Raw genomic sequence first — 24,558 nt, 5'->3', positions numbered from 1 at the left:
CGGCGTGCGCGCGCGGATCACACCCCTGTGGGCGTGACCAGATGCGGCTGGCGTCCCGCGCCCCACCCGCACCCCCGAAGGGTTTGGTCATGACCAGCGCGGATGACTGGCTGCACGATCCTCGGCCCGTCCAGCGGGTGAAACTTTTCTCCGACGCCGGCATCGACCCGGCGGCGTGGCCGGCGACGGTGCCCGCGGTGGCACAGTTCCTCGAGGTGGCCGGCCGAGACGGCTGGGAGTTCGGCCCCGGCGTGACCTTCCTCGTCGGAGAGAACGGCTCGGGCAAGTCCACGCTCATCGAGGGGATCGCCGAGGCGGCCGGACTCCCCGCAGAGGGCGGGTCGACCAACGGCGGCGGCGAGACGCGGCGCACCGAGAGTCCCCTGTCGGAGTGGTTGCGCATCGAGCGGAGCCCTCGGGCGCCGCGGTGGGGATTCTTCCTGCGCGCCGAGACGATGCACGGCTACTACTCGTGGCGCGACGACCTGCCCGATGCCCCGCCGAGCCTGCACACGATGAGCCACGGAGAGTCGTTCAACGCCCTGCTCGACGAGGTGCTCGACCACCCGCACTACGTCTCAGGACTCGCGTGCCTCGATGAGCCCGAGGCCGCGCTGTCGTTCTCGTCGACCTTGCGCTGGCTCGCCTCTCTCGACCGGATGCGCTCGCGCGGCACGCAGGTGATCTGCGCGACCCACTCCCCCGTGCTCGCCGCGCTGCCCGGGGCGACGATCCTCGAGCTGGGCGACTGGGGCATCCGCGAGAGCGCGTGGGAAGACCTCGAGCTGGTCCGGTTACACCGCGGCTTCTTGGATGCGCCGGGGCGGTACCTGCGGCATCTGCTGGAGTGAAGGGACGGGGACGGATGCCGCGTGCCGGGGCGCTACGCACACTCGACAGCAGTCACGTTACTCCCAGAGACAGGTGCCGTTCCAGAAGTATCCCAACACAAGAGAACCCGTCTACAACGCAGTCACCATCGCCGACAACTCCTCCAATCGAACACGAAGACGATTTCTCAGTGGCGCGCCCCTTCGGAACGTCCCGAGAAACCCGACCGGAGAAAAGTACACGAGTTCCGGGAACTCGTCGCTCAAGTCTGCAGACTCCAAAATTTCATATAGCAATTCTGGCCCATCGGTCGGCAACTATCTGTCGTACAACTCGCTTGCCGTCGCGAAGTCCTGGCAAATCGCTGGTTGATCTACTCGCTGATAATACCCGTCCGACTCAAAAAGGAGAATTGGAAAGCTCAAGGCGGGATTCACCCTCGACACTGGTCGACGCCTCGTTGTAGATCTCACGGATTGACGAACCGGAACAGAGCGTAGACGATGGCCGCGGCCCCCATGAGGACGCCCAGCAGGCCCGCAAATCCGATCCAGAATGGACTCTGGAGGCGTTCCAGGAACTTACCGATTCCCCGACCAAACCATCGCTTTTCTCCACGGACAGTCGCTGCATATATGCGTTTGCGATGAATGATCGACAACGCGCCCATGACGACGAAGAGCATCCCAGCGATCAGATTAGGTAGGGCGGGGGCAGGCGCCTCGTTGAGGGACATCAATAGCATCGCAATTCACCATCCTCATCCCGCTTGAGCACTGCAGCCCGCTTTGGCTCCAAAGAAAACTCCCCCACCGTAGTAGCCCAGAGGACCATTCTGTTGAATACCGGCCTCCCCATACAAACCGATGGGCCCAGCCGTGCCGTACAACTACCCCCCATAAAGAAGCCACTCCCGCCAGTCGCGGCATCGGCTGGTGCCCCAGCCGCGATCAGTGTGTCTTCGGTCGCCTCCCCCAGCTTCTGCGCACCCATCAGTGCGCCTCGTGCCAAACGGTTGTCACAACGACGATCACAATCGTTATCGCTGCCACCCCCACAGGGAATCCGATTATCAAGAAGCGGGGCACTTCACGCTCGATGTCGCTCGGAGTGGTAGCCCGGGTCGATTGACGGCCAGTAGCCGCATTCTGAGTGGAGTACCTGAGGGCCCCCAAAGCGAGCAGCATACCGAATAACACGAGGGCAGCCGCAGCTAGGTTGCCCATCACTAGCGGCAAGATCATAGACATAACGCCAATGGCAACGATGGCAACGAGCGCGAAAAGGTCATTTGAATTTCCCTTCCGCCGCGACATTAATAGATCCTCCAACCGCGCCTTTTGACACCCACGTGTAAGGCAACATTTCGAAAGAACTTTATAGTGCCCATCCGTGTTTCCGGGCACCGCTGGTTGATGATCGGTCGGCCAGGCGTAACCGTTGCCGACGCCGCGCCGAGCCGGGTCGACGTGCAAAACCCGACCCAGCGTCAGCACGTACGGCCGGGGGTCCATCTCAACTGCCGCCAGTTCGAGACCGACGCCACGCGAAGAAGATTGCCATGACGAAAAGACTCAGAATCGATGCAATAGCTCCGCAGACAGCGCAGCTTTCCAGCAGCAGGATCGCCCAGAAATGCTCGTCCGAACATGTCGTCGAGCCCAGCGCGTACGCAGCGTTCATGATCATCAAAGACGGTATGAGCCATGCCGTCACCCCCACCGAGAGGGAGGCGACAAAAGCGACATAACGACCGCCGCGTACGCCCCGGGTAAGCACCGATAATCCGATTGAGATCAGGATTGAAAGTCCCGAGAGTACGGCGATATGAAAACCCAGATTCACCCAGGCCGCCAGCGTCAAGCGAGTGGCCCAATGACCTGAAGGACCCGCGCAGGCAAGTATTTCCTTCGCGAGAATAGATGTCACTATGGCCCCACCGCCGACTGAAGCAATAAGCAATAGTGTCGGCCCCGGCAAGATGCGACGGACTGCCTTTCCTGGTCTCATGCCACCCTCACCAATTACAGATGCCCGAGTGCTTTCCCGCCGCCCGCACATTCGGGGCCGCCACCCACGGAAGCTCCCATCCTGGGGTCGAGGACCGGCCGCTCTCCAGATCCCACACGAGAATGCCTAGAGTCAGGTTTCCGAGACCGGATACACCAGCTGCGTGACAGTCTCATTAGACGTCGTGCCGTCACCGGCCGTCAGGGTGTGCCCCTGCAGCGAGGGGTAGGCCCTCGTCGACGCCCCGGCCGACGGCCCATCCACCGTCACGCCGCCGGGCATCGACAGCATCCACTCCGACGAGGCATCCGCCGACACCATCGCCACCGGACTATCCCCGGCACCGGCACACGGGTACCGCTTCGTTACCGCCGGCGCATCTCCCGCCGGAATTACCTCGTCCTGTGCCCCATCGCGCCGTCCGCAACGGGTCAAACGGCTGCACCCGCGTGAACGACGTGCCGGCCGGCCGCCCAGGTGGATCCTCCCGCACGCCATGCGGCCGCATGACGCCGGCACGCGACGTTCCGCTAGGCGCCACAGCATGGCAACGCTTCGTGAAGGCGTTTGAGATATCGGCGCCGGGCGCCTCTCGTGAAAAACCATCTGTCCATCCCGGTTGGAGCTATTTTTCGAGCGATCTCCTCCGCTTCTGCGCCCCAGGTTTGCGCGAATTCATCCATGTCGATTCGAGGATCGCTCTCGCCACGCGACCACACTTCTGCCATCAGTTCGAGCACGACGCGAAGCCAAATCGACTTGTGCGTTCGTTCGTCGCAGCGGCTCTGATGAGTCCCATCGGACACCGAAGTTTCAACGAGCCCAAGCGCCCGCCCGATACATTGCGAGTCTCTCCAAACCTGCTCGCTTGCGCCGGGGTTCTTCACATGAACGGTCCTACCGAAAAGTGGTGTGAGCGAGACGCGCACGCCACTAGCCCATTCCTCCAGTTCAAAATCGACCAACCCGTTCGTCCTTTCAGTTGTACTTGTAGTGAGAATGCACGAGGCGTCCCCGTCCCACGACCCAGTTCTGAGTGCCAGCGCGGCCATTTATCTGCGCTCGAACACTCACGCTTAGGCCCCACGACCTAGTCGCTGCTACGCGGACGGGTCGAATGGCACCCCGGCGAGTTATAGATGATGCCACCCAACCGCCGACCCGGTGGAAGCTGTCCCTCTTGAACGCCGCACTACCAGCTGGCACTGCCCGCGCCACCACACGAGCGGCAACGGAACGGATTCCAGTCGTAACGACGCCGCCGGGCAGAGCCCCGGCCAAGGCGTTCACTGCGAGGCCGCCCGCACTGAAACGATCTGAGAACCCATCCCGAGCGACGTACGCAGCCGCGCCCGCTGCAACGCCGATCGCGACCGCGCCTGCCACCCCGCACACGACGCTTGCCGCACACGCCACGGCGCCCACGACTCCGGCGAATATCGCCGCGCCTTCGAGAAAGCCGCGCCACTCCTCCGCGCTCCCGCTCAGGTCGTTCTTCCCGATCGGGTCCGTCGGCCAGACGTAGTCGTTGTCGACGCCGCCCTCGGCCGGGTCGACCTGCAGGAACCGCCCCAGCGTCGGCACGTACAACCGGGCGCCCATCTCGACGATCAGCGTGTCCTCGGTCGCCTCCACCAGCTTCTGCGCACCCTGGTGCCAGCCCAAGGTCTCATCGACCACACCCGACGCGTTCGCCGCTGCCGTGCCGATCGCCAGGGTCGCGGCATCCAACGGCTGACCGAACGGGTCGTACAGCTGCACCCCCGTCGACGAAGTCCCGTCCCCGGTCGTCAAGGTGTGACCCTGCAACGACGGGTAGGCCCAGGTCGACGCCCCCGCCGACGGCACATCCACCGTCACCCCGCCGGGCAGCGACAGCATCCAGACCGAGGACGCATCCGCCGACACCACCGCCACCGGACTATCCCCCGCACCGGCATACAGGTACCGCTTGGTCACCGTCGGCGCATCGCCCGCCGGATCCACCGTGCGCGAGACCACACGACCGGCGGCATCCCGCACCAGCGACGTGCGCGAACCCTTATAGGTCACGGTGCCGACCTTTGTGCGAAGGGTAGGGAGTCGTCTCGGCGACGGCGCGGGCAGCCCGAATACTGCCAGGGATCAAACCACAAGCGAACAGAGCAGCGTTGGAATCTGGCGAATCACTATCTCGCCGCCTGAGAGCTGCGACACGAATCGTGCGCGCCCGACAATCTTTCATCGCATCGATCGATCGTTGAGATGTTCGGCGATAAGGGTCAACCGCTCACGTCCTCCGATCGTCGCGGGTAGCGATATTTCGCGCCCGCCCTGGACCGAAACTTCGAGCATGTATGCGTTTGCATTGAGAAAGCGGTTTACCGCGCTGTATCTATTCCAGAATCCCTCGTACAGCACGCACTGGAATTCGTCGCCGAGCGACAGGTCGAATTCGTACTTTCGAAAGTGAGCCTGAAATAATACCTTCACCCCCGCCACACGCAGGCGCACTCGAAGCGAAAGCGCGAATGACACCATAGCTGGGAGCGTTATGGCCGCCGCGGCGAAGAGATTCGGCCTACTGTCGTAGGCAAACAGCGCGACTGATAGTGCTACACACAGGCCGAAAAAATGAATGATACGACATACTCGACCCACATATGGCACAGCCTTGCTCGGCTCATCACTCTGCAAGATCAATACATCCCCCTATTCACAGGTCTTGAACCCCTACTCGGAGCCGACGCCACTAGGACGCTCTTGATGGCGTTCTCAACGGCATAGCCGACAAGCGTGCTGATGGCCGATCTCTGGTAGGTCGTTGAGGTCACGTACCTATTCCTCGACGTCCTCAGCGCGGCACGAGTCGAGACACCCATGACGGGACGAACCGAGGCCACGGCAACAGCCTTGATACCGAGCTTCAACGCTCCCGCCGCGGCGCTTCCGATCACCATGCCTGCCGCCGAAGCTGCCGCCTCGCCGTAGCGCCCCTGCACGGCGTAGGCTCCGGCACTCAAAGCCCCACACGCAACGGCGACAGCATTGGGGACTAACCCGCACGCGAACAAGGCCGCCTGCACAGCCGGCGTGTCCGTGACAAATTGTGCTGCCGACTTCGCAAAGCGCTGGGTTGTCTCGAAAGCCTCATCCCACCACGCGCGCCCGCTCAGGTCGCTGTATCCGATCGGATCCGTGGGCCACACATAGTCGTTGTCGACGCCGCCCTCGACCGGGTCGACCTGCAAGAACCGCCCCAGCGTCGGCACGTACAACCGGGCGCCCATCTCGACGATCAGCGTGTCCTCGGTCGCCTCCACCAACTTCTGCGCGCCCTGGTGCCACCCCGAGGTCTCATCGACCACACCCGACGCGTTCGCCGCTGCCGTGCCGATCGCCAGGGTCGCGGCATCCAACGGCTGACCGAACGGGTCGTACAGCTGCACCCCCGTCGACGTCGTCCCGTCCCCGGTCGTCAAGGTGTGACCCTGCAACGACGGGTAGGCCCAGGTCGACGCCCCCGCCGACGGCACATCCACCGTCACCCCGCCGGGCAGCGACAGCATCCAGACCGAGGACGCATCCGCCGACACCACCGCCACCGGACTATCCCCCGCACCGGCATACAGGTACCGCTTGGTCACCGTCGGCGCATCGCCCGCCGGATCCACCGTGCGCGAGACCACACGACCGGCGGCATCCCGCACGAACGGGGTTCGCGAACCCTTATAGGTCGCTATTGCTCCGAAGGCGCGCCTCAACTCGCCGCTTTCGGCCCACACCAGACGCATTCGATGCGGCCGTGCCGTTGGCGAACGTCGCGGAATCCAACCGCCCATGGAATGAGTCATACAGCTGCAACCACCGCGTCGAGTGCCGGTGTTCGAGCGAAGACCGTCGCGACAGCCTTCGGACCCCTGGGTTGTTCGGCTGTCACCTTCCGCGTCCCTCGTTTCGGGAGTTCCGTCTGCGTGGCCCATCACCTGCGCCCGCTTCAAGACCAAGCCAACGGTTGATTCGCTCCGCCTCTTCACGTGCGCAGCCAAGGGATGTGACCGTTCCACTGAGCGTTCTGACAGCGCCGGCAACCTCGACTTCTATAGCTCCGCTCTGCCACGACCCGCTCACGACCGGCCACCCGAAGACATAGAACCAACCTCGATAAGGGACGGCATAAGCCCGGCGGATCATCGATTTCTCGATGACGCTTGTTTTCCACCACCCCACAACGTGAAGAGCGTCCACCCCAGGAAAGGCCCCGGTCCGCCAGACGCGCAACCAAGCCCACCCGTAGAACAGCAAAACAGGGCTCGAACAAGTCGCAAGGAGGACGAGCTCTGCGGGAGTTGCGCCCGAGGTCGCGACGACCGCCGCGGTTGGCAACATCCCCATGAGTGCGCTGGAGACACCGAGACGGCGAATCCGACCTCTCCGTCCCATTTGTCGATCTACTTGCTTTGGCGCAGTCATCAGGCGTAGATCTCTCCGCGCTTCGGTGCGCGCCGGTTGACCGATCGCGGTGTGGCGGGTGCCATAGGCGAACTCACCGGGGTGCGTCGCGATACCACTCCCCAAGCATTGGCCGTAAACACCTCGGCCAACCGCCCGTCAGCGCGAGCCGCAGCGGCCGTCGGTCGCAGCGTCGCCCTCGTGACGCTGCCGACCCTAGAGGAGACTACTTTGGTCGAAATCACAAGCACATGAGCAGCAGCGACTGCCTTTGAGGCGAGCCCACCGGTTACCGCGCCGGCAACCTCAATAGCGACTCCTGCAAGATCACCCTGCACCGCGTATCCGGCTCTTTTGACGATAGAGCAGATCGTTCCAGCAACACCGAATGCGAACATGCATCCAAACTCAAGGGCTTTGTTGTCCGTGATTGCTCGCCCGACTTCTTCCCACCACGCGCGTCCGCTCAGGTCGTTCTTCCCGATCGGGTCCGTCGGCCACACATAGTCGTTGTCGACGCCGCCCTCGACCGGGTCGACCTGCAAGAACCGCCCCAGCGTCGGCACGTACAACCGGGCGCCCATCTCGACGATCAGCGTGTCTTCGGTGGCCTCCACCAGCTTCTGCGCGCCCTGGTGCCAGCCCGAGGTCTCATCGATCACACCCGACGCGTTCGCCGCAGCCGTGCCGATCGCCAAGGTCGCGGCATCCAACGGCTGACCGAACGGGTCGTACAGCTGCACCCCCGTCGACGTCGCCCCGTCCCCGGTCGTCAGGGTGTGGCCTTGCAGGGAAGGGTAGGCCCACGTCGACGCCCCGGCCGACGGCATATCCACCGTCACCTCACCGGGAAGCGACAGCATCCACACCGACGACGCATCCGCCGACACCACCGCGACCGGGCTATCGCCCGCACCGGCATACAGGTACCGCTTCGTCACCGCCGGCGCATCGCCCGCCGGATCCACCGTGCGCGACACCACACGACCCGCCGCATCCCGCACCAACGACGTGCGCGAACCCTTGTAGGTCACCGTGCCGATGTGCTGGTTGTCGGCGTCGTACGAGAACTGCAGATCGGCCAGACGGCGCGTGTTGCCGCGCACGTCGTACCAGATCTCATCCGCACCGAACCCGTCGGTGATCTGATTCGCCCCGGCGACAGTGCCGCTGTTCGCCGTCGACAACAGCCGGTCGGCCCAGTCGTAACAGAACTGCATCGTCGCCACCTGCGCCGTCGTCGAACCCGGCGCGGTGTACGCGTCCACCGAGCGCGTGCGGTGACCCGACGCCCCGGCCCACGCGTTCGGACCGCACCCGCTGGATGAAGCGAACTCGTACGACAGCTCGTGCCCGGGGATCTTCGCCGAGACCAAGCGGCCCGCGCCGTCGTAGCCGTACGTCGAGGTGTACGACTGGGTTCCCTGGGTGAAGCTCTCGCGCACGATGCGTCCGGCGAGCGATCTCGTCACCTCATCGGTGATGGATGCCGCCGAGGGGAACGACCACGTCTGCGATCCGATGCTGCCGCGGGTGTCGTCCCACGCCACGGCGAGCGCGGAGCCGCCCCGATACGACACCTGCGACACCCGCTGCTTCGCGTCGTACACGACGGAGGCGTAGGTCTCACCGCGGAACGAGACGGACGTCGTCTTTCCGTCGCGGTCGTAGGTGAAGCCGGTCGTCGACGAGTCGAGGCTCCCGCCGCTGGTGACGACCTGCAGCACGCGCCCGGTCAGCGGCTCGTACTCAGGCGCGGTGGTCGTGCCCCACACGTCGGTGTAGGCGATCACCCGGCCCAGGAAGTCGGAGCGCGTCGTGATCGACGACCCGCTCGACCCCTCGATCGCCTCACCGGTCACGACGACTCGGGTGCCCTCCGCCGTCGCGGTGTAGGTCGTGGTGACGGTGCGCGTCGGCACACCCGCGCCACCGATCGACGTGTGCTGCGTCACTCGACCGCGCGCATCGACGGTGCTGCACGACCAGCCGGTGTCGCCCGTGACCCGCGTTCCCGCGGTACGCCCCATCACGTCGTAAACGTAGGAGGTCACGATGGCGGTACCCGTCGCGGGCGTGGGGCCGGTGGAGCTCTTCAGCATGCCGAACTGCCGCGTGCCGGCGGGAACCCCGCACGTGTCGGCCTCGAGCTGCTCGAGGTCGCCGTAGTACGCGCGGGTCGTCCTCGTGGCATCCGTCGTCGATCCCGAGGCGGCGACGGCGGGCAACGTCTTCGACAACTGACGCAGCCACCCGGTGCCGTTGATCTTCTCGAACGCCGCCGTGCTCTTCAGCGCCAGCCCGGCCGGGTCGACGACGTTCTCGGTCGCCTGACCCACCACCGGATCGGCGTAGCTCGTCGCGGTCGTAAGCGAGGGGGCAGCTGCTCCGGCGACCGACGTGCCGTCGGCGACGACCGTCGAGGTGACCAGGCCGTAGTCGGGTCGCAGCTGCGCACCCGGCACGATCGTGAAGTCGCCGTTCGACGGCGTCGACCACTTCAGCTGCAGCACGGCGTAAGCCGTCGTGTCGAAGTACTCCAGGCGGATGCGCCGCACCTCCCCCGCCGAGACCGTGAAAGCAGCGCTCGTCTCGTCGGTCGCCCCCTGAGGGCGCCACCGGTCAATCACCCGGACGTCGTCGAGCCACACCCGTGCGCCGTCATCGCTCGTGGTGCGAAGGCGGTAGGTGCCCGCCTCGGGGAAGGTGATGAGACCCGTCAATCGGAGCGACCAGTGGTCGGCCGAGATGCCCGCGATGGGCGCGGTTTCACCCCAGTCGCGGTCGACCGCTCCCCCGCTCACGCCCTCGAGACCGAGTCCGTACGCCTCGGGCTTGCCCGACAGCTTCTCGGTGTTCGAGTAGTACGCCGCCTGCAGGCCGTTCATGCCGCCGTCGTAGGTCGTTGTCGACGACGGGGGCACGATGCCGCATCCCTGCAGGCTCTCGGATTGCGAGACGGGCATCCCGTCGCTGCCGAAGCACGCGGCGGGTGCGGCCCCGTACGCGGCCACCGGCCGATCGGTGCGGTCGTAGATGCGCGTGGAGACGAGGCCCGTGGCATCCGTCGTCCGTCGCACGAGGTCTTTCGACGCGTCCCACTGCTGGCTGGTCGACACGCCCATGGCGGTGGTCGATGCCGTCTGGCGCCACGAGACGTCGTAGGTGACGGTCTGCGACGGACCCGACAACCCCGCGATGGTCACGGTCGTCTGACCCGAGCCGTAGCCGTAGGTCCGGGAAGGACGAGCGGATGCCGTGACGCCGTCGGGAGCGGGAAGGGTCACGCCGACCGCGCGCCCGCTGTCGTAGGCGACGGTCGTCGAGGCCGGATCGTTCCCGGAGGCCGCAGCGGTGAGGGGCCGCCCGTCGTTCGCCGTGGCATCGCGGATCTGGCTCAGCAGCCCTCCCGCGTTCTCGTAGCCGAACAACGTGAGCTCGTCGCCGGGATCGAGAATTGCCGCGAGCTGCCCGGTGCCGTTGTAGAACAGGCGCGACTCGGAGCCGTCGGGGTACGCGATGCGGCACAGCATGTCGACGGGGGCCTTCGCGAAGCCGTCTCCGGAGCGCTCGGGGCAGGCCGTGCGATCGCCGTTCTGATAAGTGAAGGCGACGGCGCGCAGGTACTGGTCGCCGCTCTTCGACACCGGGTCGACGATCTGCGTGGTGACGCCGTTGGCGTTCAGCAGCGCCTGGGGTGCGGCGGCCTTGCGCACGTCTTCGGGCGGGGTGGCGGATGCCACGCGCCCCTCCTTCGAGAACTGGTAGACCGTCCCGTCTTCGTCGGTGAAGACGACCCAGCCGTTTCCGTCGAGCGAGAGCACGCCGTACTCGCCGGTCGGCGGCGTGTAGCCGCCCGCCGCGACCTTCGTGTACGTGTGCGACTTGCCGGTGACGTCGGTCAGCACGACCGACGCGTCGGTGATCTGCGCCGAGACCCAGCTCGACGCAACCCCCGCGAGCGGCACCGACGCGCCCCACCCCTGCGGCAGCGTCGTCACGCGCTTCGTGAACCAGTCGGGCGGAACGTTCATGCGCGTAGGAGCGGATGCTCCCTCTGGCGTGTACTCGACCCAGAGGTCGATGCCGGCGAGCCCGACGCTCTCGTAGTACTCGACCTGGATCGGCTTCGCCCCGCCGGCGCCGGTGACGGTCGCGCCGTCGGTGGTGGTCTGCGAACCGTGCTGCCACCGGTCGATCAGCTTGCGTCCGTCGTAGGTGACCCGGATGCCGTCGTCGTGCGAAGCCCCGAACCGCACCTCGCGGCCGATCAGTTCGGGCGGAAGGGTCACGAATCCGGTCCACCGCGCGAGGAAGTAGTCGGCGGGAAGAGCCTCGGCGGGCACGCCGGATCCCCACTGGAACGACACCGCGGGATCGGTGCGGACCATCGCCGGGACCTTGTCGGCGAAGGTGTAGCCGTCGGCGGCGGAGGGCGGGCTGCCGTTCACTCGAGCGTCGAAGTACTCAGCGAGCAACCCACGGTTCGCCTGCGGCACCTCTTGCGAGTTGTAGGTGAACGACATGCCCATCGCGCCGCCCAGGGTCTGCACCGTGGGCGAGGCGAACGAGACGTTGACGTTGCCGTTCGCGAGGTTGGTCGTGACCGCCCCGGCGGTGTCGTACGGCGAGGGGCCCGAGGCACCGAGGCGAAGATCGGTGCGGAGGCGCCGCACCCACGTGTTCTCGGTCGTGGTGTCTTGGCCGTCGTTCGTGGTGACGGTCCACGAGTAGACGCCGCCGTCCTGCAGGGTTCCGATCGGGACGGTCCACGAGGCGACGCCGTTCACCGCGCTCACCCAGCCCGACGTGACCACGGCGCCCGAGCGGGCGTCTTGACCGGTGGCGATCTTGAACTGGTACGTCATCGAACCGCCGGTGCCGTCGGTGTCGGAGACCGCGCCGACCTGCAACTGCGGCGTCAGGGTCGTGACGGTGGTCGGGGTCTCGGTGACCGGGGAGCCGGGCGTCGCGGTCGCGGCATCCGGAAGGGGAACCTGGTTCGTCGTGAAGCGGTAGACGGGCGACTGGGTCTCTGTGCTCTGGCCGAGGTGACCGTTGACGTCGTCGACCAACCAGACGCGCCAGTAGTAGGGCGTTCCGGTCCGCAGGATCCCCCAGGGCACCTGATACTGCGTCGCCCCACCCCAGGCCGACCCCGCGATGAGATTGGACATGCCGGGGTCGGTCGCCACCTCGAAGCGGAACCACTGCTGGCGACCACCAGGGTTGGTCGCGGTCAGGCCCAGCGTGGGGGTGAGGCCGACCCCCGTCTGATCTTCGCGGGGGCCGTTGCCCCACACGTGGGGGTAGTCCCACGAGTGAACCCACAGGTTGGTGTCGACACTCTTGAGCGAATACGTCGAGCCCTCGTAGCCGCCGATCATGAAGGCGGGTCGGTCGCCGATGCGCAGTTGGCTGGCCAACCGAGCGGCGACGCCGGTGCCGTCGGTCCATGCCTGACCGTCGCCGAGCGTGAACCAGCCGAGATGCGGTCCCATGCCGTTGTACGAGAAGGCGCTGGCGTGCTGCACCCAGCCTTGCTGAGCCGACCGCGTTCCGCCGCCGTCCCACGCGACGCCGACGGCAGCGTCCGCGATGAACTGACCCGGCAGCGAGCCATAGTCGTACGAGACGACCGATCGCCAGAACCTGTCACGATTTCCCTCGCGCGTGTTGCCGATCAGCGTCGACCCGTTACGCACGGTGCCGTCGGACTTGTACGCCGTGGTCGAGCGGGGGGTCATCATCGTGGGGTCGATGCGCACCGGGTAGACGCGCTCCGGGTCGCGCAGCCAGTCGCGATCGGCGCGCAGGGTGTAGCGCCACGAACCGTCGGCTGCCTGTCGCAGCGATGCGTCGAGAGCGACCGTCGCGTCGTCGGAGGCGCCGTCGACGCCACTCGAGTCGAACGCGACGGGGGTCGGGATCATCAGAACCTCGGCGCCGTCGGCATCCGTGAAGGTCACCGAATCCGCCTCGCCGAGGGTCGGAGTGAGAGCGCCGGCGTCGATGCGCCACGTCCACGACGTTCGCCACGTGGGTGCCGCGTCGAGGACGACGGACTCCTTCACGGCACCGGGCTCGATGCGGTACTCGAGATCGGACGAGCCGACCACGTCGCGGTAGGTCAGCTGCTTCCAGTCGTCCCACCACCAGAACGGCGCCGCCACCTCACCCGGCTCGGCGCCCATCAGCGAGAACGACACGTCGTGGCCCTGTCGCGTCACCGTGACACCCGGCGCCTCGTCGGGACCTCCGCGGAAGACGGGAGCGAGGGGGTGGTCGTCGACGGTCCAGGTCTGGCCGTCGCGCGAGACCGAGGTGTTGATGTCGGACCACGCGCCGTCGCCCTCGCTTGCGCGCTCCGGGTCGGTGGTCAGGCGGGTGATCTGGCCGCCCGACGGCAAGCGATAGGTCGTCGAGGTCTCGGACTCATCGATGATCTCGAGCCCGTCGGTCGACGGCGTGAAGCTCTGGTCGAGGGGCACCTCCGAGGTCGGCGGCGGAGTGACCGTCTCGACCGCCGAGGTCGGCACGTCGGTCGGCGGCGAGGGGATGTCGAACGAGCCCGCGGGCAGCTGCGGTGCGGTGGACGCCTCGTCGGTCGACGGAAGGGCCGGACCGTCGGCGACCGGTGCCACGGCATCCGGCTGCGACGCGGCCTGCGCGGCATCGACCGGAACGGCGAACCCGACGAGGAGGGCGGCTGTCGTGACGACCGACACGACGGCGAGACGAGAGACAGAGAGCACACGCACCCCCGGGGCCCGCCAACGTGGCGGTCAACGTCGTCTGTATTCAGACGGCACTGATCGTGCGCATAGCGTTCATTCAGGAAACGGGCGTCGCTGCGGAATTCCGCGGGGCCGGCGCGGGAGAATCACCTGTCCGTTCAGCCCAATCCGGGCGGGTCACGCTGGGGTCCACCGGAAGGGGGACAGGCGCGAGTCGACCGCCTCGTACTCCGTCGCCCCGCGCATCTCACACGGCCGTGCGCGACCGCCTGAAGCGGCGCTCCCGCGCCGCCTCGCGCCCCGCGCGTCAGACCAGCCGCGCTGGATCCGTCGTCGGCAGGGCGCAGGCGAATGCCCGGCAGTCGTAGGCGGTCGCCTCGCCGCCCTGCGCGACCTTGCCCTCAAAGAGCTCGAAGCCCGCCTGGGCGAAGGCCTGGGCCTGAGCGGGTGAGACGATCGCGACGACGTCGGCGTCCACTCGGCGCGCGGCCTCAGCGATCTCGGCATCGGCCTCGCCGACCACGACCATCTGGCGCGGCGCCGCGGCGAGCCCCACGGCGACCTCGAGGATCGCTCCGTGTGCGAGGGGCGACGACAGCGCGACCTCGGCGGCGGCGCGCACGAGCGACTCAGCCGCGTCGCGGTAGCCTTCGCCCGCGCCGAGGCGCCAGAGGTCGAGGGCCGCGGCCGCGAACACCGACGGACCCGAGGGCGAGGCGCCGTCGGTGGGCACGGCGTGCGACTGCATGCCCTGGGCGACGAGCACGGCGTCACCGCCTCCGGGTGGGTGGATGCCGTCGTCGCCGAGGCACAGATCGACGAGGGCCCGCGCTCGCTCGGCGTAGGCGACCTCACCGGTCGCGCGGGCGAGGGCGAGCAGGCCGCGCGCGAGCCCGCCGTAGTCTTCGAGCGTCGCGGGGGCGGCGGAGCGGGTCTCCTCGAGCGAGGCGCGGCGCAGGGTTCCGTCGTCGGCCACGTTGCTCTCGAGCACCGCGTCGGCGGCCCACCGGGCAGCTTCGAGAAAGCGGGGGTCGGTGCGGGCGCCGGCGGCGGCGAGAGCGGCGATCGCGTGGCCGTTCCAGCCGCTGACGACCTTCGCGTCGAGCGCCGGGGGCTGCAGGCCGGATCGGTCGACGGCGCGGTAGTACCCGCCCTCGTTGCGGGCGCCGTCGATGATCGACTCGGAGTCCTGAGCGGCGGCGATGCCGCCCGACGGCAGCTGCAGCACGTCGACGACGAACCGGGCGGCGTCGGTCGCCGAGGCCTCGTCGCCCGCGGCGAGGGCGACCTCGATCAGACCGGCGTTGTCGGTGAGCATGCGCTCGTAGTGCGGCACGCTCCAGTCGCGGCGCGTGGCGTAGCGGAAGAATCCGCCGTCGACGGGGTCGTGCAGGTCGGAGCCCGCCATGGCCGCGAGCGCGCGGGAGGCGACGGCCGCGGCATCCGGAACCTCGGAAGACAGCGCGGGGTGCTGCAGGAAGCGCAGCACGGGGGTGTTGGGGAACTTCGGCGTCTCGAAGGCGGGGCCGGCGGCGAAGCCGGCGTACTCGCGGTCTTCGCGCGCGGCGACCGTGCGGGCGGCGGTCGCGAGCTGGTCGAGACTCGGCGGGGCGTCGGCGGGGGCGGATGCCGCGGCCGCGAGCGCCTCGCGCAGCGATGCCCCGGTGGCGTCGACCTCGTCGCGCCGCTCGGTCCAGGCTTCGCGCACGGCGGCGAGCACCTGGCGGAACGAGGGCTGCGGAGGCCGAGGGGCGGGCGGGAAGTAGGTGCCGGCGTAGAAGACGCGCCCCTCGGGAGAGGCGAACACGGTCAACGGCCAGCCGAGGTGCGGGGTGAATGCGGAGGCGGCGTCGAGGTAGGCGGCATCCACCTCGGGATGCTCTTCGCGGTCGACCTTGATCGACACGAAACCGGCGTTGAGCTCGGCCGCGGTCTCGGCGTCTTGAAACGACTCCCGGGCCATCACGTGGCACCAGTGACAGGTGCTGTAGCCGATCGAGACCATCACGGGGACGTCTCTCTCGGCCGCGAGCGCGAACGCCTCGGCCCCCCAGGGGAACCACGCGACGGGATTGTCGGCGTGGGCCCGCAGGTAGGGGCTCGAGGCGTTCGCGAGGCGGTTCATGCGCGCGGGTGCGCCGACGTCAATTGAGGTCGTCGGGGTGCGTGCCGACGCGGCCCGAACCGTCGCCCGGGTCGACCGCGTCGATCGCGGCCATCTCGTCGGCGGTGAGCTCGAAGTCGAACAGGTCGAAGTTCTCCTCGAGGCGCTCACGGCGCACCGACTTGGGGAACACGATGAAGCCGTGCTGGATGTGCCAGCGCAGCACCGCCTGCGCGGGCGACTTGCCGTGCGCCTCGGCGGCGTCCTTCACCGCAGGCAGCTCGAACAGGTCGTACTTGCCCTGGCCGAGCGGGCCCCATGACTCGATGTGCATGTCGTGCTGCTGACCCCAGGCCGCGATCTCGCGCTGGCTGAGGGCCGGGTGCAGCTCGATCTGGTTCACCACGGGGGTGACACCGGTCTCGGAGACGATGCGCTCGAGGTGCGGCACGAGGAAGTTCGAGACGCCGATGGAGCGCGTCTTGCCCGACTCGCGGATCTCGATCATCTTCTGCCACGCGTGCACGTAGTTGTCGTTCTTCGGCGTGGGCCAGTGGATGAGGTAGAGGTCGACGGCGTCGAGCTGGAGCTTCTGCAGGCTCTCGTCGATCGCGGCGAGCGGCTCGTCGCCGTCGTGGCGGTCGTTCCAGAGCTTGGTGGTGACGAAGAGCTCGTCGCGCGCGATGCCGCTGGCAGCGATGGCGCGGCCGACGCCCTCTTCGTTCTTGTAGATGGCGGCGGTGTCGATGTGGCGGTAGCCCACCTCGAGCGCCTCGGACACGGCGCGCTCGGCGTCGTCGGCGGGCACGAGGAACACGCCGTAGCCGAGCTGGGGGATGGAGTTTCCGTCGTTGAGCTGAACAGAAGGAACGGTCATGTCTTCCACCCTAGGAGCGGCCTCCGACATGCGGATCGGGGTTGACGGCGGCCTCACGCCAAGGGAGCGGCGTCGGCGGCCCGGGCGAGGGCCTCGGCGACGAGGCGCACGTTCTCGACCACCGATCCGCCCGTGACGCGCACGCGCGGCTCGCGGTCGGACGCGATCGAGGCGTCGGCGACGAACGGGGTTCCGGCGGCGACGGCGATGCCTTCGGCGGCGAGGTGCACGACGGCCGCGCGTTCGTCGCGCACCGGCATCCAGACGTTGATTCCGTCGGGATCGCCCACCTCGACCCCCAGGCGCCGAAGGGCCGTGGCGAGGCGGTCGAGGCGGTCGCGGTAGATGAGCCGGGCGGTGCGCACGGGCGCGATCGACCGGGAGTCGGTGAGCAATTCGAGCAGCACCGCCTGCAGCAGGCGCGAGGTCCACCCGGGACCCAGCATGCGCCGCCGCACGATGCGGTCGACGATCGCCGCGGGTCCGCCGAGGGCGGCGATGCGCAGGTCGGGGCCGTGCGATTTCGAGAACCCGCGCACGTGCACGACCTGCGCGGGAACCCAGAGGGCGAGCGACACGGGCGGCGCCGAGGCGATGAGCGCCGAGTGGTCGTCTTCGATGACCGTGACGCGGCTGCCGCCGGGCACGCTCAGCAGCACGTTCGCGAGGCGGCGAGCGCGATCGAGCGACATCGAGGCGCCCGTGGGGTTCTGCGCACGGGGTTGCAGGATGACCGCCGAGGGACGCTGCGCGAGCGCCCGGGCGAGGGAGGCGGGGAGCACCCCGTCGGCGTCGCTCTCGAGCAGCACCGGCACCGCCCCGGCGGCGTCGACGAGGTCGAAGAAGTAGGGGAAGCCGGGCGACTCGACCGCGACGCGATCGCCGAAGCGCACGACCTGGTCGAGCGTGCGCGAGATGCCGTCGAGAGCGCCGTCGACCACGGTGAGCGCCTCGACCCCGCGCACGGGCCACTGTTCGCGCAGCACGTCGTGCAGATCGGGCAATACCGGGAGGTCGTGGTAGCGCCCGGTGTCGGCGCGGGGCCGCGCCCCGGCGAGCGCGCGCTCGATCGAAGGCAGCATCGCGGGGTCGGGCGTGCCGAGCGAGAGGTCGAGGCGCATCGCGGCGCGGTGCGGACCCGCTCCCAGGCCGCGGGGTGCCCCGGGGGCGGGGGCCACCGCCATGCCCTGCACGCGGGGGCTCAACCATTCGCGGCGCTCGGTGCGCACGAAGGTGCCGGCCCGACCGCGCGAGGTCACGACTCCCGCGTCGGCGAGCGCGCGCCAGGCTCCCGCGACGGTGCCCGTCGACACGCCCAGGGTCGCCGCGACCTCGCGAACGGTCGGCAGTCGGCTCCCCGGTGCCAACGCGCCCTCGCTCACGCGTCGGGCGATCTCGGCCGCGAGGCCTGCGGAGCTGCGCTCGACCAGCGATTCGGGTGCGAGCATCGGCGGCCCTCCACCTGGCATCCGGAAACTCCCCCACCACCGAACCGAGACTTTACGGCGGTGACACCGGGAGAAATCGTCGAGAAATGTTCAGGCGCGACAGTAACAGAACTCGAGCAGGCCCACAGGAACGAGGAAGCCCCATGACGACGGTGCGCGCAGCGATCACGCAGACGACCTGGACCGGCGACAAAGCGTCGATGCTCGACAAGCACGAGCAGTTCGCTCGAGACGCCGCCGCGCAGGGAGCGCAGGTGCTGTGCTTCCAGGAGCTGTTCTACGGCCCCTACTTCGGCATCACGCAGGACCAGAAGTACTACCGCTACGCCGAGCCCGTCGACGGCCCCATCGTGCAGCGGTTCGCCGCCCTCGCGAAAGAGCTCGGCCTGGTCACGGTGCTCCCCATCTACGAAGAGGCCCAGACCGGCGTCTACTACAACACCTCGGTGCTGGTCGACGCCGACGGCACCGTGCTCGGCAGCTACCGCAAGAACCACATCCCCCACCTCGACAAGTTCTGGGAGAAGTTCTACTTCCGCCCCGGCAACCTCGGCTACCCCGTGTTCGACACCGCCGTCGGCAAGGTCGGCATGTACATCTGCTACGACCGTCACTTCCCCGAGGGCTGGCGCGAATTGGGCCTGAACGGCGCGCACATGGTTTTCAACCCCAACGCCACCAAGCCCGGGCTGTCGAACCGCCTGTGGGAGGTCGAGGGCCCGTGCGCGGCCGTGGCCAACGGCTACTTCGTGCTGCAGCCCAACCGCGTCGGCCGGGAGGACAACGAGTACGGGGCGGATGCCGTGACCTTCTACGGCACGAGCCAGGTGATCGACCCGCGCGGCAACCACGTCGGCGCGCTCGGCTCGGGTGAGCACGAGGAGATCCTCGTGCGCGACCTCGACATGGACCTCGTGCAGCAGATGCGCGACGACTGGCAGTTCTACCGCGACCGCCGGCCCGACACCTACGGCGAGATCGTGGAGGCCTGAAATGGCGACCACCCTGATCTCGGGCGGCACCGTCGTCAACGCCACCGGCACGGGCGCCGCCGACGTGCTCATCGACGGCGAGAAGATCGCCGCCGTGCTGCAGCCGGGCTCGACCCTGCTGGGCCACGACCTCGCGGCATCCGTCGACACCGTCGTCGACGCCACCGGCAAGTACGTGATCCCCGGCGGCATCGACGCGCACACCCACATGCAGATGCCCTTCGGCGGCACCGAGGCCTCGGACACGTTCGAGACCGGCACCCGGGCGGCGGCGATCGGCGGCACGACGAGCATCGTCGACTTCGTCGTGCAGTACCCCGACGAGAACATCCTCGACCGCTACCAGGCCTGGCACGACAAGGCCGCCGGGCAGTGCGCGATCGACTACGGCTTCCACCAGATCCTCTCCGACGTGCAGGACAGCTCACTGACCGCGATGGACGAGCTCATCGCCGAGGGCGTGACGAGCTTCAAGCTGTTCATGGCCTACAAGGGCGTGTTCCTCTCGGACGACGGCCAGATCCTGCGGGCGTTCCAGAAGGGCGCCGACAACGGCGCGATGATGATGATGCACGCCGAGAACGGCGCCATCATCGACGTGCTCGTGCAGCAGGCCCTCGCCCGCGGCGACACGAGCCCGTACTTCCACGGCACGACCCGCCCCTGGCAGGCCGAGGAAGAGGCCACCCACCGCGCGATCATGCTCGCCGATCTGACCGGTGCACCGCTGTACATCGTGCACGTCAGCGCGAAGCAGGCGGTCGAACAGATCGCCGAGGCACGCGACCGCGGTCTCAACGTGTTCGGCGAGACCTGCCCGCAGTACCTCTATCTCTCGCTCGAAGACCAGCTCGGCGCCTCGAGCGCCGAGTGGGGCGACTTCGAGGGCGCGAAGTGGGTGTGCTCGACGCCGCTGCGCTCGAAGCACGAGGGCCACCAGCACCACATGTGGCAGTCGCTGCGCACGAACGACATCCAGATGGTGTCGACCGACCACTGCCCCTTCTGCATGAAGGACCAGAAGGAGCTCGGCGTCGGAGACTTCTCGAAGATCCCCAACGGCATCGGCTCGGTCGAGCACCGCATGGACCTCATGTACCAGGGCGTCGTGACCGGGCAGATCACGCTCCCCCGCTGGGTCGAGCTGACCAGCACGACCCCCGCGCGCATGTTCGGCATGTACGGGCAGAAGGGCGTCATCCAGCCCGGCGCCGACGGCGACGTGGTCGTCTACGACCCGAACGGGCACACCTCGATCGGCATCGGCGAGGGCCGCAGCCACCACATGAACATGGACTACTCCGCGTGGGAGGGCTACGAGATCGACGGTCGCGTCGACACCGTGCTCTCGCGGGGGCGGGTGGTGGTGGATGCCGGCGGTTACATCGGCGACAAGGGTCACGGTCGCTACATCAAGCGCGGCCTGAGCCAGTACCTGGTCTGAGAGGAGACCCCATGGATTTCGGTGTCGTCCTGCAGACGAATCCCCCCGCCGCCCGCACGGTGCAGCTCTCGCAGCTCGCCGAGGCGCACGGCTTCAGCCACGTGTGGACCTTCGACTCGCACCTGCTGTGGCAGGAGCCGTACGTGGTGCACTCGGCGATCCTCGCGGCCACCCGCCGCATCACGGTCGGCCCCTTCGTGACCAACCCCGCGACGCGCGACTGGACGGTCACGGCCTCGACCTTCGCGACGCTGAACGAGATGTACGGCAACCGCACGATCTGCGGCATCGGCCGCGGCGACTCGGCGGTGCGCGTCACGAACGGGCGGCCGACGACGCTCAAGGCCTTGCGCGAGTCGATCCACGTGATCCGCGAGCTCGGCAACTCCCGCGCCGTGGAGTACAACGGCGCGACGCTGCAGTTCCCCTGGAGCCGCGGATCGGAGCTCGACGTGTGGGTCGCCGCCTACGGCCCCCTCGCGCTCAAGCTCACCGGAGAGGTGGGCGACGGCTTCATCCTGCAGCTGGCCGACCTCGACATCGCCGAGTGGATGATCACGACCGTGCGGGAGGCGGCTGAGAACGTCGGACGCGACCCCGACGAGATCGCCTTCTGCGTCGCCGCCCCGATGTACATCGGCGAGGACACTCCCGAGTCGCGCGCGCACATGATCGAGCAGTGCCGCTGGTTCGGCGGGATGGTGGGCAACCACGTCGCCGACATCGTGGCGAAGTACGGCCCTTCGACAAGCTCAGGGACCCCATCGACAAGCTCAGGGACCCCATCGACAAGCTCAGGGACCCCATCGACAGGCTCAGGGACCGCTGGGAACGTTCCGGCCGCCCTCACCGACTACATCGCCGGGCGCACGGGCTACGACTACAACTCGCACGGCAAGAGCCACAACGACCACGTCGACTTCGTGCCCGACGAGATCGTCGAGCGCTTCTGCGTGCTCGGCACCGCCGAGCAGCACATCGAGAAGCTCGAGAAGCTGCGCGCGCTGGGCGTCACCCAGTTCGCCGGCTATCTGCAGCACGACAACAAAGAGGAGACGATGCGGGTCTACGGCGAGAGCGTGATCCCCGCGCTCACTCCCCCGGTGACGGCGAAGAAGTGACCGACCAGGCGCTGGCCCCCGGCTCGGTGACCGGGGTCGTCCCCGACACGAGCGGACGGATGCCGCGTCGCCGGTCCGCACGTTCGTCGGGGCTCACCGGCCGGGTGGGGTGGGGCGTCGCGGGCGTCGCGAGCCTCGTCGCGATCTGGGAGCTGTACAAACTCCTCGGTCCCGCCGACGGGGTCACCGTCGGCGGCGACGGATCGGCGGGGTCGGGCGTCATCCTGCTCCCCCGCACCCACGACCGCGCCATGCCGCACGTGTGGGACATGGTCGCGCGGATGTTCCAGCCCACGAGCGGCGGGGCGACTCCCCCGCTGATCGTCTCGGTGCTCGAGGCCGCGGGCACCACCCTCGGCCTCGCCGCGGTGGGCTGGGTGATCGGCGTGGTGGTCGGCGGCATCCTGGGCATCGCGATGCAGCGCTGGCGCCTGGTCGAGTGGGGCCTGCTGCCCTGGATCGTGGTGAGTCAGATCGTGCCGCTCATCGCCTTCGCCCCCGTGGTCAACGCGCTGGGCAACCAGATCGACCGCGCGGGCGTGGTGCCGTGGCCGCAGTGGTTCTCGGTCGCCCTCATCGCGTCGTACCTGGCCTTCTTCCCCGTCGCGATCGGAACCCTGCGCGGGCTCGAGTCGCCCGACGCCCTGCACCGCGACCTCTTCCACACCCAGTCGGCGGGATGGTGGCAGACGCTCGTGCACCTGCGCCTGCCCGCCGCCGTTCCGCACCTGCTGCCGGCGCTCCGCCTCGCCGCCGCCTCGGCCGTGGTCGGCGCCGTCGTCGCCGAGGTGTCGATCGGCCTGCGCGGCGGCATCGGCCGCATGCTCATCCAGCTCGCAGGGCAAGCCTCGTCCGACCCCGCCGCCCCCTGGGCGCCGACCTTCGGCACCGTCGTGATCGGGCTCGTCGCCGCCGCGGGCGTCGCGCTCATCGGCGTGACGCTGCGCCGCTTCCGTCGCGGAGAGGAGACCCGATGACCACCCCACCCACCCCCGCCGTGCACGCCACCGGAATCGGAAAGGTGTTCCCCGCGGCATCCGGAGAGGTCACCGCCCTCACCGGCGTCGACCTCGAGGTGGCCGCGGGCGAATTCGTGTCGCTCATCGGGCCGTCGGGCTGCGGCAAGTCGACGCTGCTGCGACTGATCGCCGACCTCGACGACGCCACCGCGGGAGAGCTCACCATCTTCGGCAAGACCGCCCGCCGGGCCCGCCTCGACCAGGACTACGGCATCGCCTTCCAGCAGGCGGGACTGCTGCCCTGGCGCACGGTCGCGGCGAACATCGCGCTGCCACTCGAACTGCACCGGTGGGCGAAGGCGAAGCGCGACGCCCGCGTGGCCGAACTCGCCGAGCTCGTCGGGCTGTCGGACTTCGTCGGCCGCTACCCCGACCAGCTCTCCGGCGGAATGCAGCAGCGCGTCGCCATCGCCCGCTCTCTCGCCGCCTCGCCCCAGCTGCTGCTGATGGACGAGCCGTTCGGCGCCCTCGACGAGATGACGCGCGAACGCCTGCAGACCGAGCTCGCCCGCATCGCCGCCGAGACGGGAGCCGCGGTGGTCTTCGTCACCCACTCGATCCCCGAGGCGGTCTTCCTCTCCGACCGCGTGGTCGTCATGAGCCCGCGCCCCGGCCGCATCACCGACGTGATCGACACGCGCCCGGGCCGCCCTCGCGACGAGGCCCTGCGCGAATCGCCGGAGTACTTCGCGCGCGTCACCGCCGTGCGCGAGGCCCTGCACGGCGCTCCCCTGCAACGGGTGAACGAGCGATGACGGCCACCCGCCTCCCCGCGTGGCTGCGGTTCGCGGCGCCCGTCGCCGTGGGCCTCCTCGGCCTCGCGCTGTGGTTCGCCTACGTGGCCTCGGGCTCCGCCCCGCGCATGCTGCCCGACCCGCTCGCGATCGCGGGCGAGCTCACCGGGCGGATGCCGCTGGTGGCCGAAGCCGCCGCCATCACCGGCACCAATGCGCTCGTCGGCCTCGTCGCCGGCAGCGTCGTGGCGGTCGCCCTGGCGGCGCTGGCCGCCACCTGGCGACCCGTCGACGGCATGACGGCTCCGCTCATCGCCGCCCTCGCGGTCGTGCCGATCGTCGCCCTCACGCCGATCCTCAATACGATGTTCGGCGCATCGAGCCAGTTCGGCCGTCAGGCGGTGGCCGGGATCGCCGCCTTCGTCCCGGTGTTCGTCAACACCCTGCGCGGACTGCAGCAGACCCGGCCGGTGCAGCGCGACCTCTTCCGCGCGACCGCGGCGAACGGTTCGCAGACCTTCCGCCTGCTGACGCTGCCCACCGCCGTGCCGTACCTGCTCACCGGCATCCGGGTCGCCGCCTCGCTCGCGGTCATCTCGGCCCTGGTCGCCGAGTACTTCGGCGGACCCGCCGACGGCATCGGCACCGCGATCGCCACCTACGCCAAATCCGGACGTGCCTCGCTCGCCTGGGCGTTCGTCGCGGGCGGCATCGCGATCGGTCTCGTCTTCTTCCTCGTCACCTCGCTGCTCGAGCGCGTCGTCTCGCGACGCCTCGGCGCGGGGCGTCCGCCGGCCTGACCGGCACCTC

At 68.4% G+C, this 24,558-nt stretch carries 17 protein-coding genes; 7 read left to right on the top strand and 10 right to left on the bottom strand.

From position 1 onward, the window contains the following. Positions 1–89 precede the first annotated feature (89 nt). Positions 90–851 (top strand): AAA family ATPase, encoded by a 762-nt coding sequence (locus LPW41_RS16470; RefSeq protein ID WP_230705437.1) that lies wholly within the window; start codon positions 90–92, stop codon positions 849–851. Between the two features lie 449 nt (positions 852–1,300). On the opposite strand, the gene LPW41_RS16465 is transcribed toward LPW41_RS16470, so the two are convergent. The 10 genes from LPW41_RS16465 to LPW41_RS16420 all read right to left on the bottom strand — a co-directional run bounded on the left by LPW41_RS16465 (position 1,301) and on the right by LPW41_RS16420 (position 18,438). Continuing rightward, positions 1,301–1,516, bottom strand: coding sequence for a hypothetical protein (locus LPW41_RS16465; RefSeq protein ID WP_230705436.1), 216 nt, complete (start codon positions 1,514–1,516; stop codon positions 1,301–1,303). An 830-nt stretch (positions 1,517–2,346) separates the two neighbouring features. Further along, positions 2,347–2,760 carry a hypothetical protein gene (locus LPW41_RS16460; protein WP_230705435.1) on the bottom strand — a complete coding sequence of 138 codons (414 nt, stop codon included), beginning with the start codon at positions 2,758–2,760 and terminating at the stop codon, positions 2,347–2,349. A gap of 213 nt (positions 2,761–2,973) precedes the next feature. Continuing rightward, entirely contained in the window at positions 2,974–3,168 is a 195-nt protein-coding gene (locus LPW41_RS16455) for a hypothetical protein (protein WP_230705434.1), read from the bottom strand. A gap of 651 nt (positions 3,169–3,819) precedes the next feature. Beyond that, positions 3,820–4,893, bottom strand: a complete 1,074-nt coding sequence (locus LPW41_RS16450; RefSeq protein WP_230705433.1) for a hypothetical protein — start codon at positions 4,891–4,893, stop codon at positions 3,820–3,822. Positions 4,894–5,061: 168 nt separating this feature from the next. Beyond that, positions 5,062–5,523, bottom strand: a complete 462-nt coding sequence (locus LPW41_RS16445) for a hypothetical protein (protein WP_230705432.1) — start codon at positions 5,521–5,523, stop codon at positions 5,062–5,064. Next, complete coding sequence (locus LPW41_RS16440) at positions 5,520–6,605, bottom strand: RHS repeat-associated core domain-containing protein (RefSeq protein ID WP_230705431.1); 1,086 nt, start codon at positions 6,603–6,605, stop codon at positions 5,520–5,522. Before LPW41_RS16440 ends, LPW41_RS16445 begins: the two co-directional genes overlap by 4 nt. 687 nt (positions 6,606–7,292) lie before the next feature. Next, positions 7,293–14,027 carry a PA14 domain-containing protein gene (locus LPW41_RS16435; RefSeq protein ID WP_230705430.1) on the bottom strand — a complete coding sequence of 2,245 codons (6,735 nt, stop codon included), beginning with the start codon at positions 14,025–14,027 and terminating at the stop codon, positions 7,293–7,295. A gap of 289 nt (positions 14,028–14,316) precedes the next feature. Further along, complete coding sequence (locus LPW41_RS16430; RefSeq protein WP_230705429.1) at positions 14,317–16,134, bottom strand: thioredoxin domain-containing protein; 1,818 nt, start codon at positions 16,132–16,134, stop codon at positions 14,317–14,319. A gap of 19 nt (positions 16,135–16,153) precedes the next feature. After that, positions 16,154–16,990 carry an aldo/keto reductase gene (locus LPW41_RS16425; RefSeq protein ID WP_144834209.1) on the bottom strand — a complete coding sequence of 279 codons (837 nt, stop codon included), beginning with the start codon at positions 16,988–16,990 and terminating at the stop codon, positions 16,154–16,156. 53 nt (positions 16,991–17,043) lie between these two features. Next, positions 17,044–18,438 (bottom strand): aminotransferase class I/II-fold pyridoxal phosphate-dependent enzyme, encoded by a 1,395-nt coding sequence (locus LPW41_RS16420; RefSeq protein WP_154097562.1) that lies wholly within the window; start codon positions 18,436–18,438, stop codon positions 17,044–17,046. A gap of 143 nt (positions 18,439–18,581) precedes the next feature. On the opposite strand from LPW41_RS16420, the gene LPW41_RS16415 reads away from it, so the two are divergent. From LPW41_RS16415 to LPW41_RS16390, 6 genes are read left to right on the top strand one after another with little or no spacing between them, the layout of a single operon-like run. Further along, positions 18,582–19,430, top strand: a complete 849-nt coding sequence (locus LPW41_RS16415; protein WP_144834205.1) for a nitrilase-related carbon-nitrogen hydrolase — start codon at positions 18,582–18,584, stop codon at positions 19,428–19,430. Between the two features lies 1 nt (position 19,431). Next, a complete protein-coding gene (hydA, locus tag LPW41_RS16410) occupies positions 19,432–20,874 on the top strand; it encodes a dihydropyrimidinase (protein WP_230705428.1) in 1,443 nt (480 codons plus the stop codon). Positions 20,875–20,885: 11 nt separating this feature from the next. Continuing rightward, the gene (locus LPW41_RS16405; protein ID WP_230705427.1) at positions 20,886–21,995 is read left to right on the top strand and encodes a TIGR03842 family LLM class F420-dependent oxidoreductase; all 1,110 of its coding nucleotides are present in this window, start codon (positions 20,886–20,888) and stop codon (positions 21,993–21,995) included. Then, positions 21,992–22,972: an ABC transporter permease gene (locus tag LPW41_RS16400; RefSeq protein ID WP_144834200.1), complete on the top strand. Its 981-nt coding sequence runs from the start codon at positions 21,992–21,994 to the stop codon at positions 22,970–22,972. Before LPW41_RS16405 ends, LPW41_RS16400 begins: the two co-directional genes overlap by 4 nt. After that, entirely contained in the window at positions 22,969–23,769 is an 801-nt protein-coding gene (locus LPW41_RS16395; protein ID WP_144834198.1) for an ABC transporter ATP-binding protein, read from the top strand. Before LPW41_RS16400 ends, LPW41_RS16395 begins: the two co-directional genes overlap by 4 nt. Next, positions 23,766–24,548: an ABC transporter permease gene (locus LPW41_RS16390; protein ID WP_230705426.1), complete on the top strand. Its 783-nt coding sequence runs from the start codon at positions 23,766–23,768 to the stop codon at positions 24,546–24,548. Before LPW41_RS16395 ends, LPW41_RS16390 begins: the two co-directional genes overlap by 4 nt. The last annotated feature ends 10 nt before the right edge of the window (positions 24,549–24,558 follow it).

Source organism: Microbacterium sp. JC 701 (assembly GCF_021026215.1).
Taxonomy (GTDB): Bacteria; Actinomycetota; Actinomycetes; order Actinomycetales; family Microbacteriaceae; genus Microbacterium; species Microbacterium algihabitans.
Note: the sequence above shows the minus strand (reverse complement) of the source record. Positions and strands in the feature narration are given on the sequence as shown.

What these genes read in the sequence shown, in the direction of transcription:
- hydA (WP_230705428.1), top strand. Translation starts at nt 19,432, where the DNA reads ATGGCGACCACCCTGATCTCGGGCGGCACCGTCGTCAACGCCACCGGC.
- LPW41_RS16390 (WP_230705426.1), top strand. Translation starts at nt 23,766, where the DNA reads ATGACGGCCACCCGCCTCCCCGCGTGGCTGCGGTTCGCGGCGCCCGTC.
- LPW41_RS16395 (WP_144834198.1), top strand. Translation starts at nt 22,969, where the DNA reads ATGACCACCCCACCCACCCCCGCCGTGCACGCCACCGGAATCGGAAAG.
- LPW41_RS16430 (WP_230705429.1), bottom strand. Translation starts at nt 16,134, where the DNA reads ATGAACCGCCTCGCGAACGCCTCGAGCCCCTACCTGCGGGCCCACGCC.
- LPW41_RS16470 (WP_230705437.1), top strand. Translation starts at nt 90, where the DNA reads ATGACCAGCGCGGATGACTGGCTGCACGATCCTCGGCCCGTCCAGCGG.
- LPW41_RS16465 (WP_230705436.1), bottom strand. Translation starts at nt 1,516, where the DNA reads ATGCTCTTCGTCGTCATGGGCGCGTTGTCGATCATTCATCGCAAACGC.
- LPW41_RS16425 (WP_144834209.1), bottom strand. Translation starts at nt 16,990, where the DNA reads ATGACCGTTCCTTCTGTTCAGCTCAACGACGGAAACTCCATCCCCCAG.
- LPW41_RS16405 (WP_230705427.1), top strand. Translation starts at nt 20,886, where the DNA reads ATGGATTTCGGTGTCGTCCTGCAGACGAATCCCCCCGCCGCCCGCACG.
- LPW41_RS16420 (WP_154097562.1), bottom strand. Translation starts at nt 18,438, where the DNA reads ATGCTCGCACCCGAATCGCTGGTCGAGCGCAGCTCCGCAGGCCTCGCG.
- LPW41_RS16415 (WP_144834205.1), top strand. Translation starts at nt 18,582, where the DNA reads ATGACGACGGTGCGCGCAGCGATCACGCAGACGACCTGGACCGGCGAC.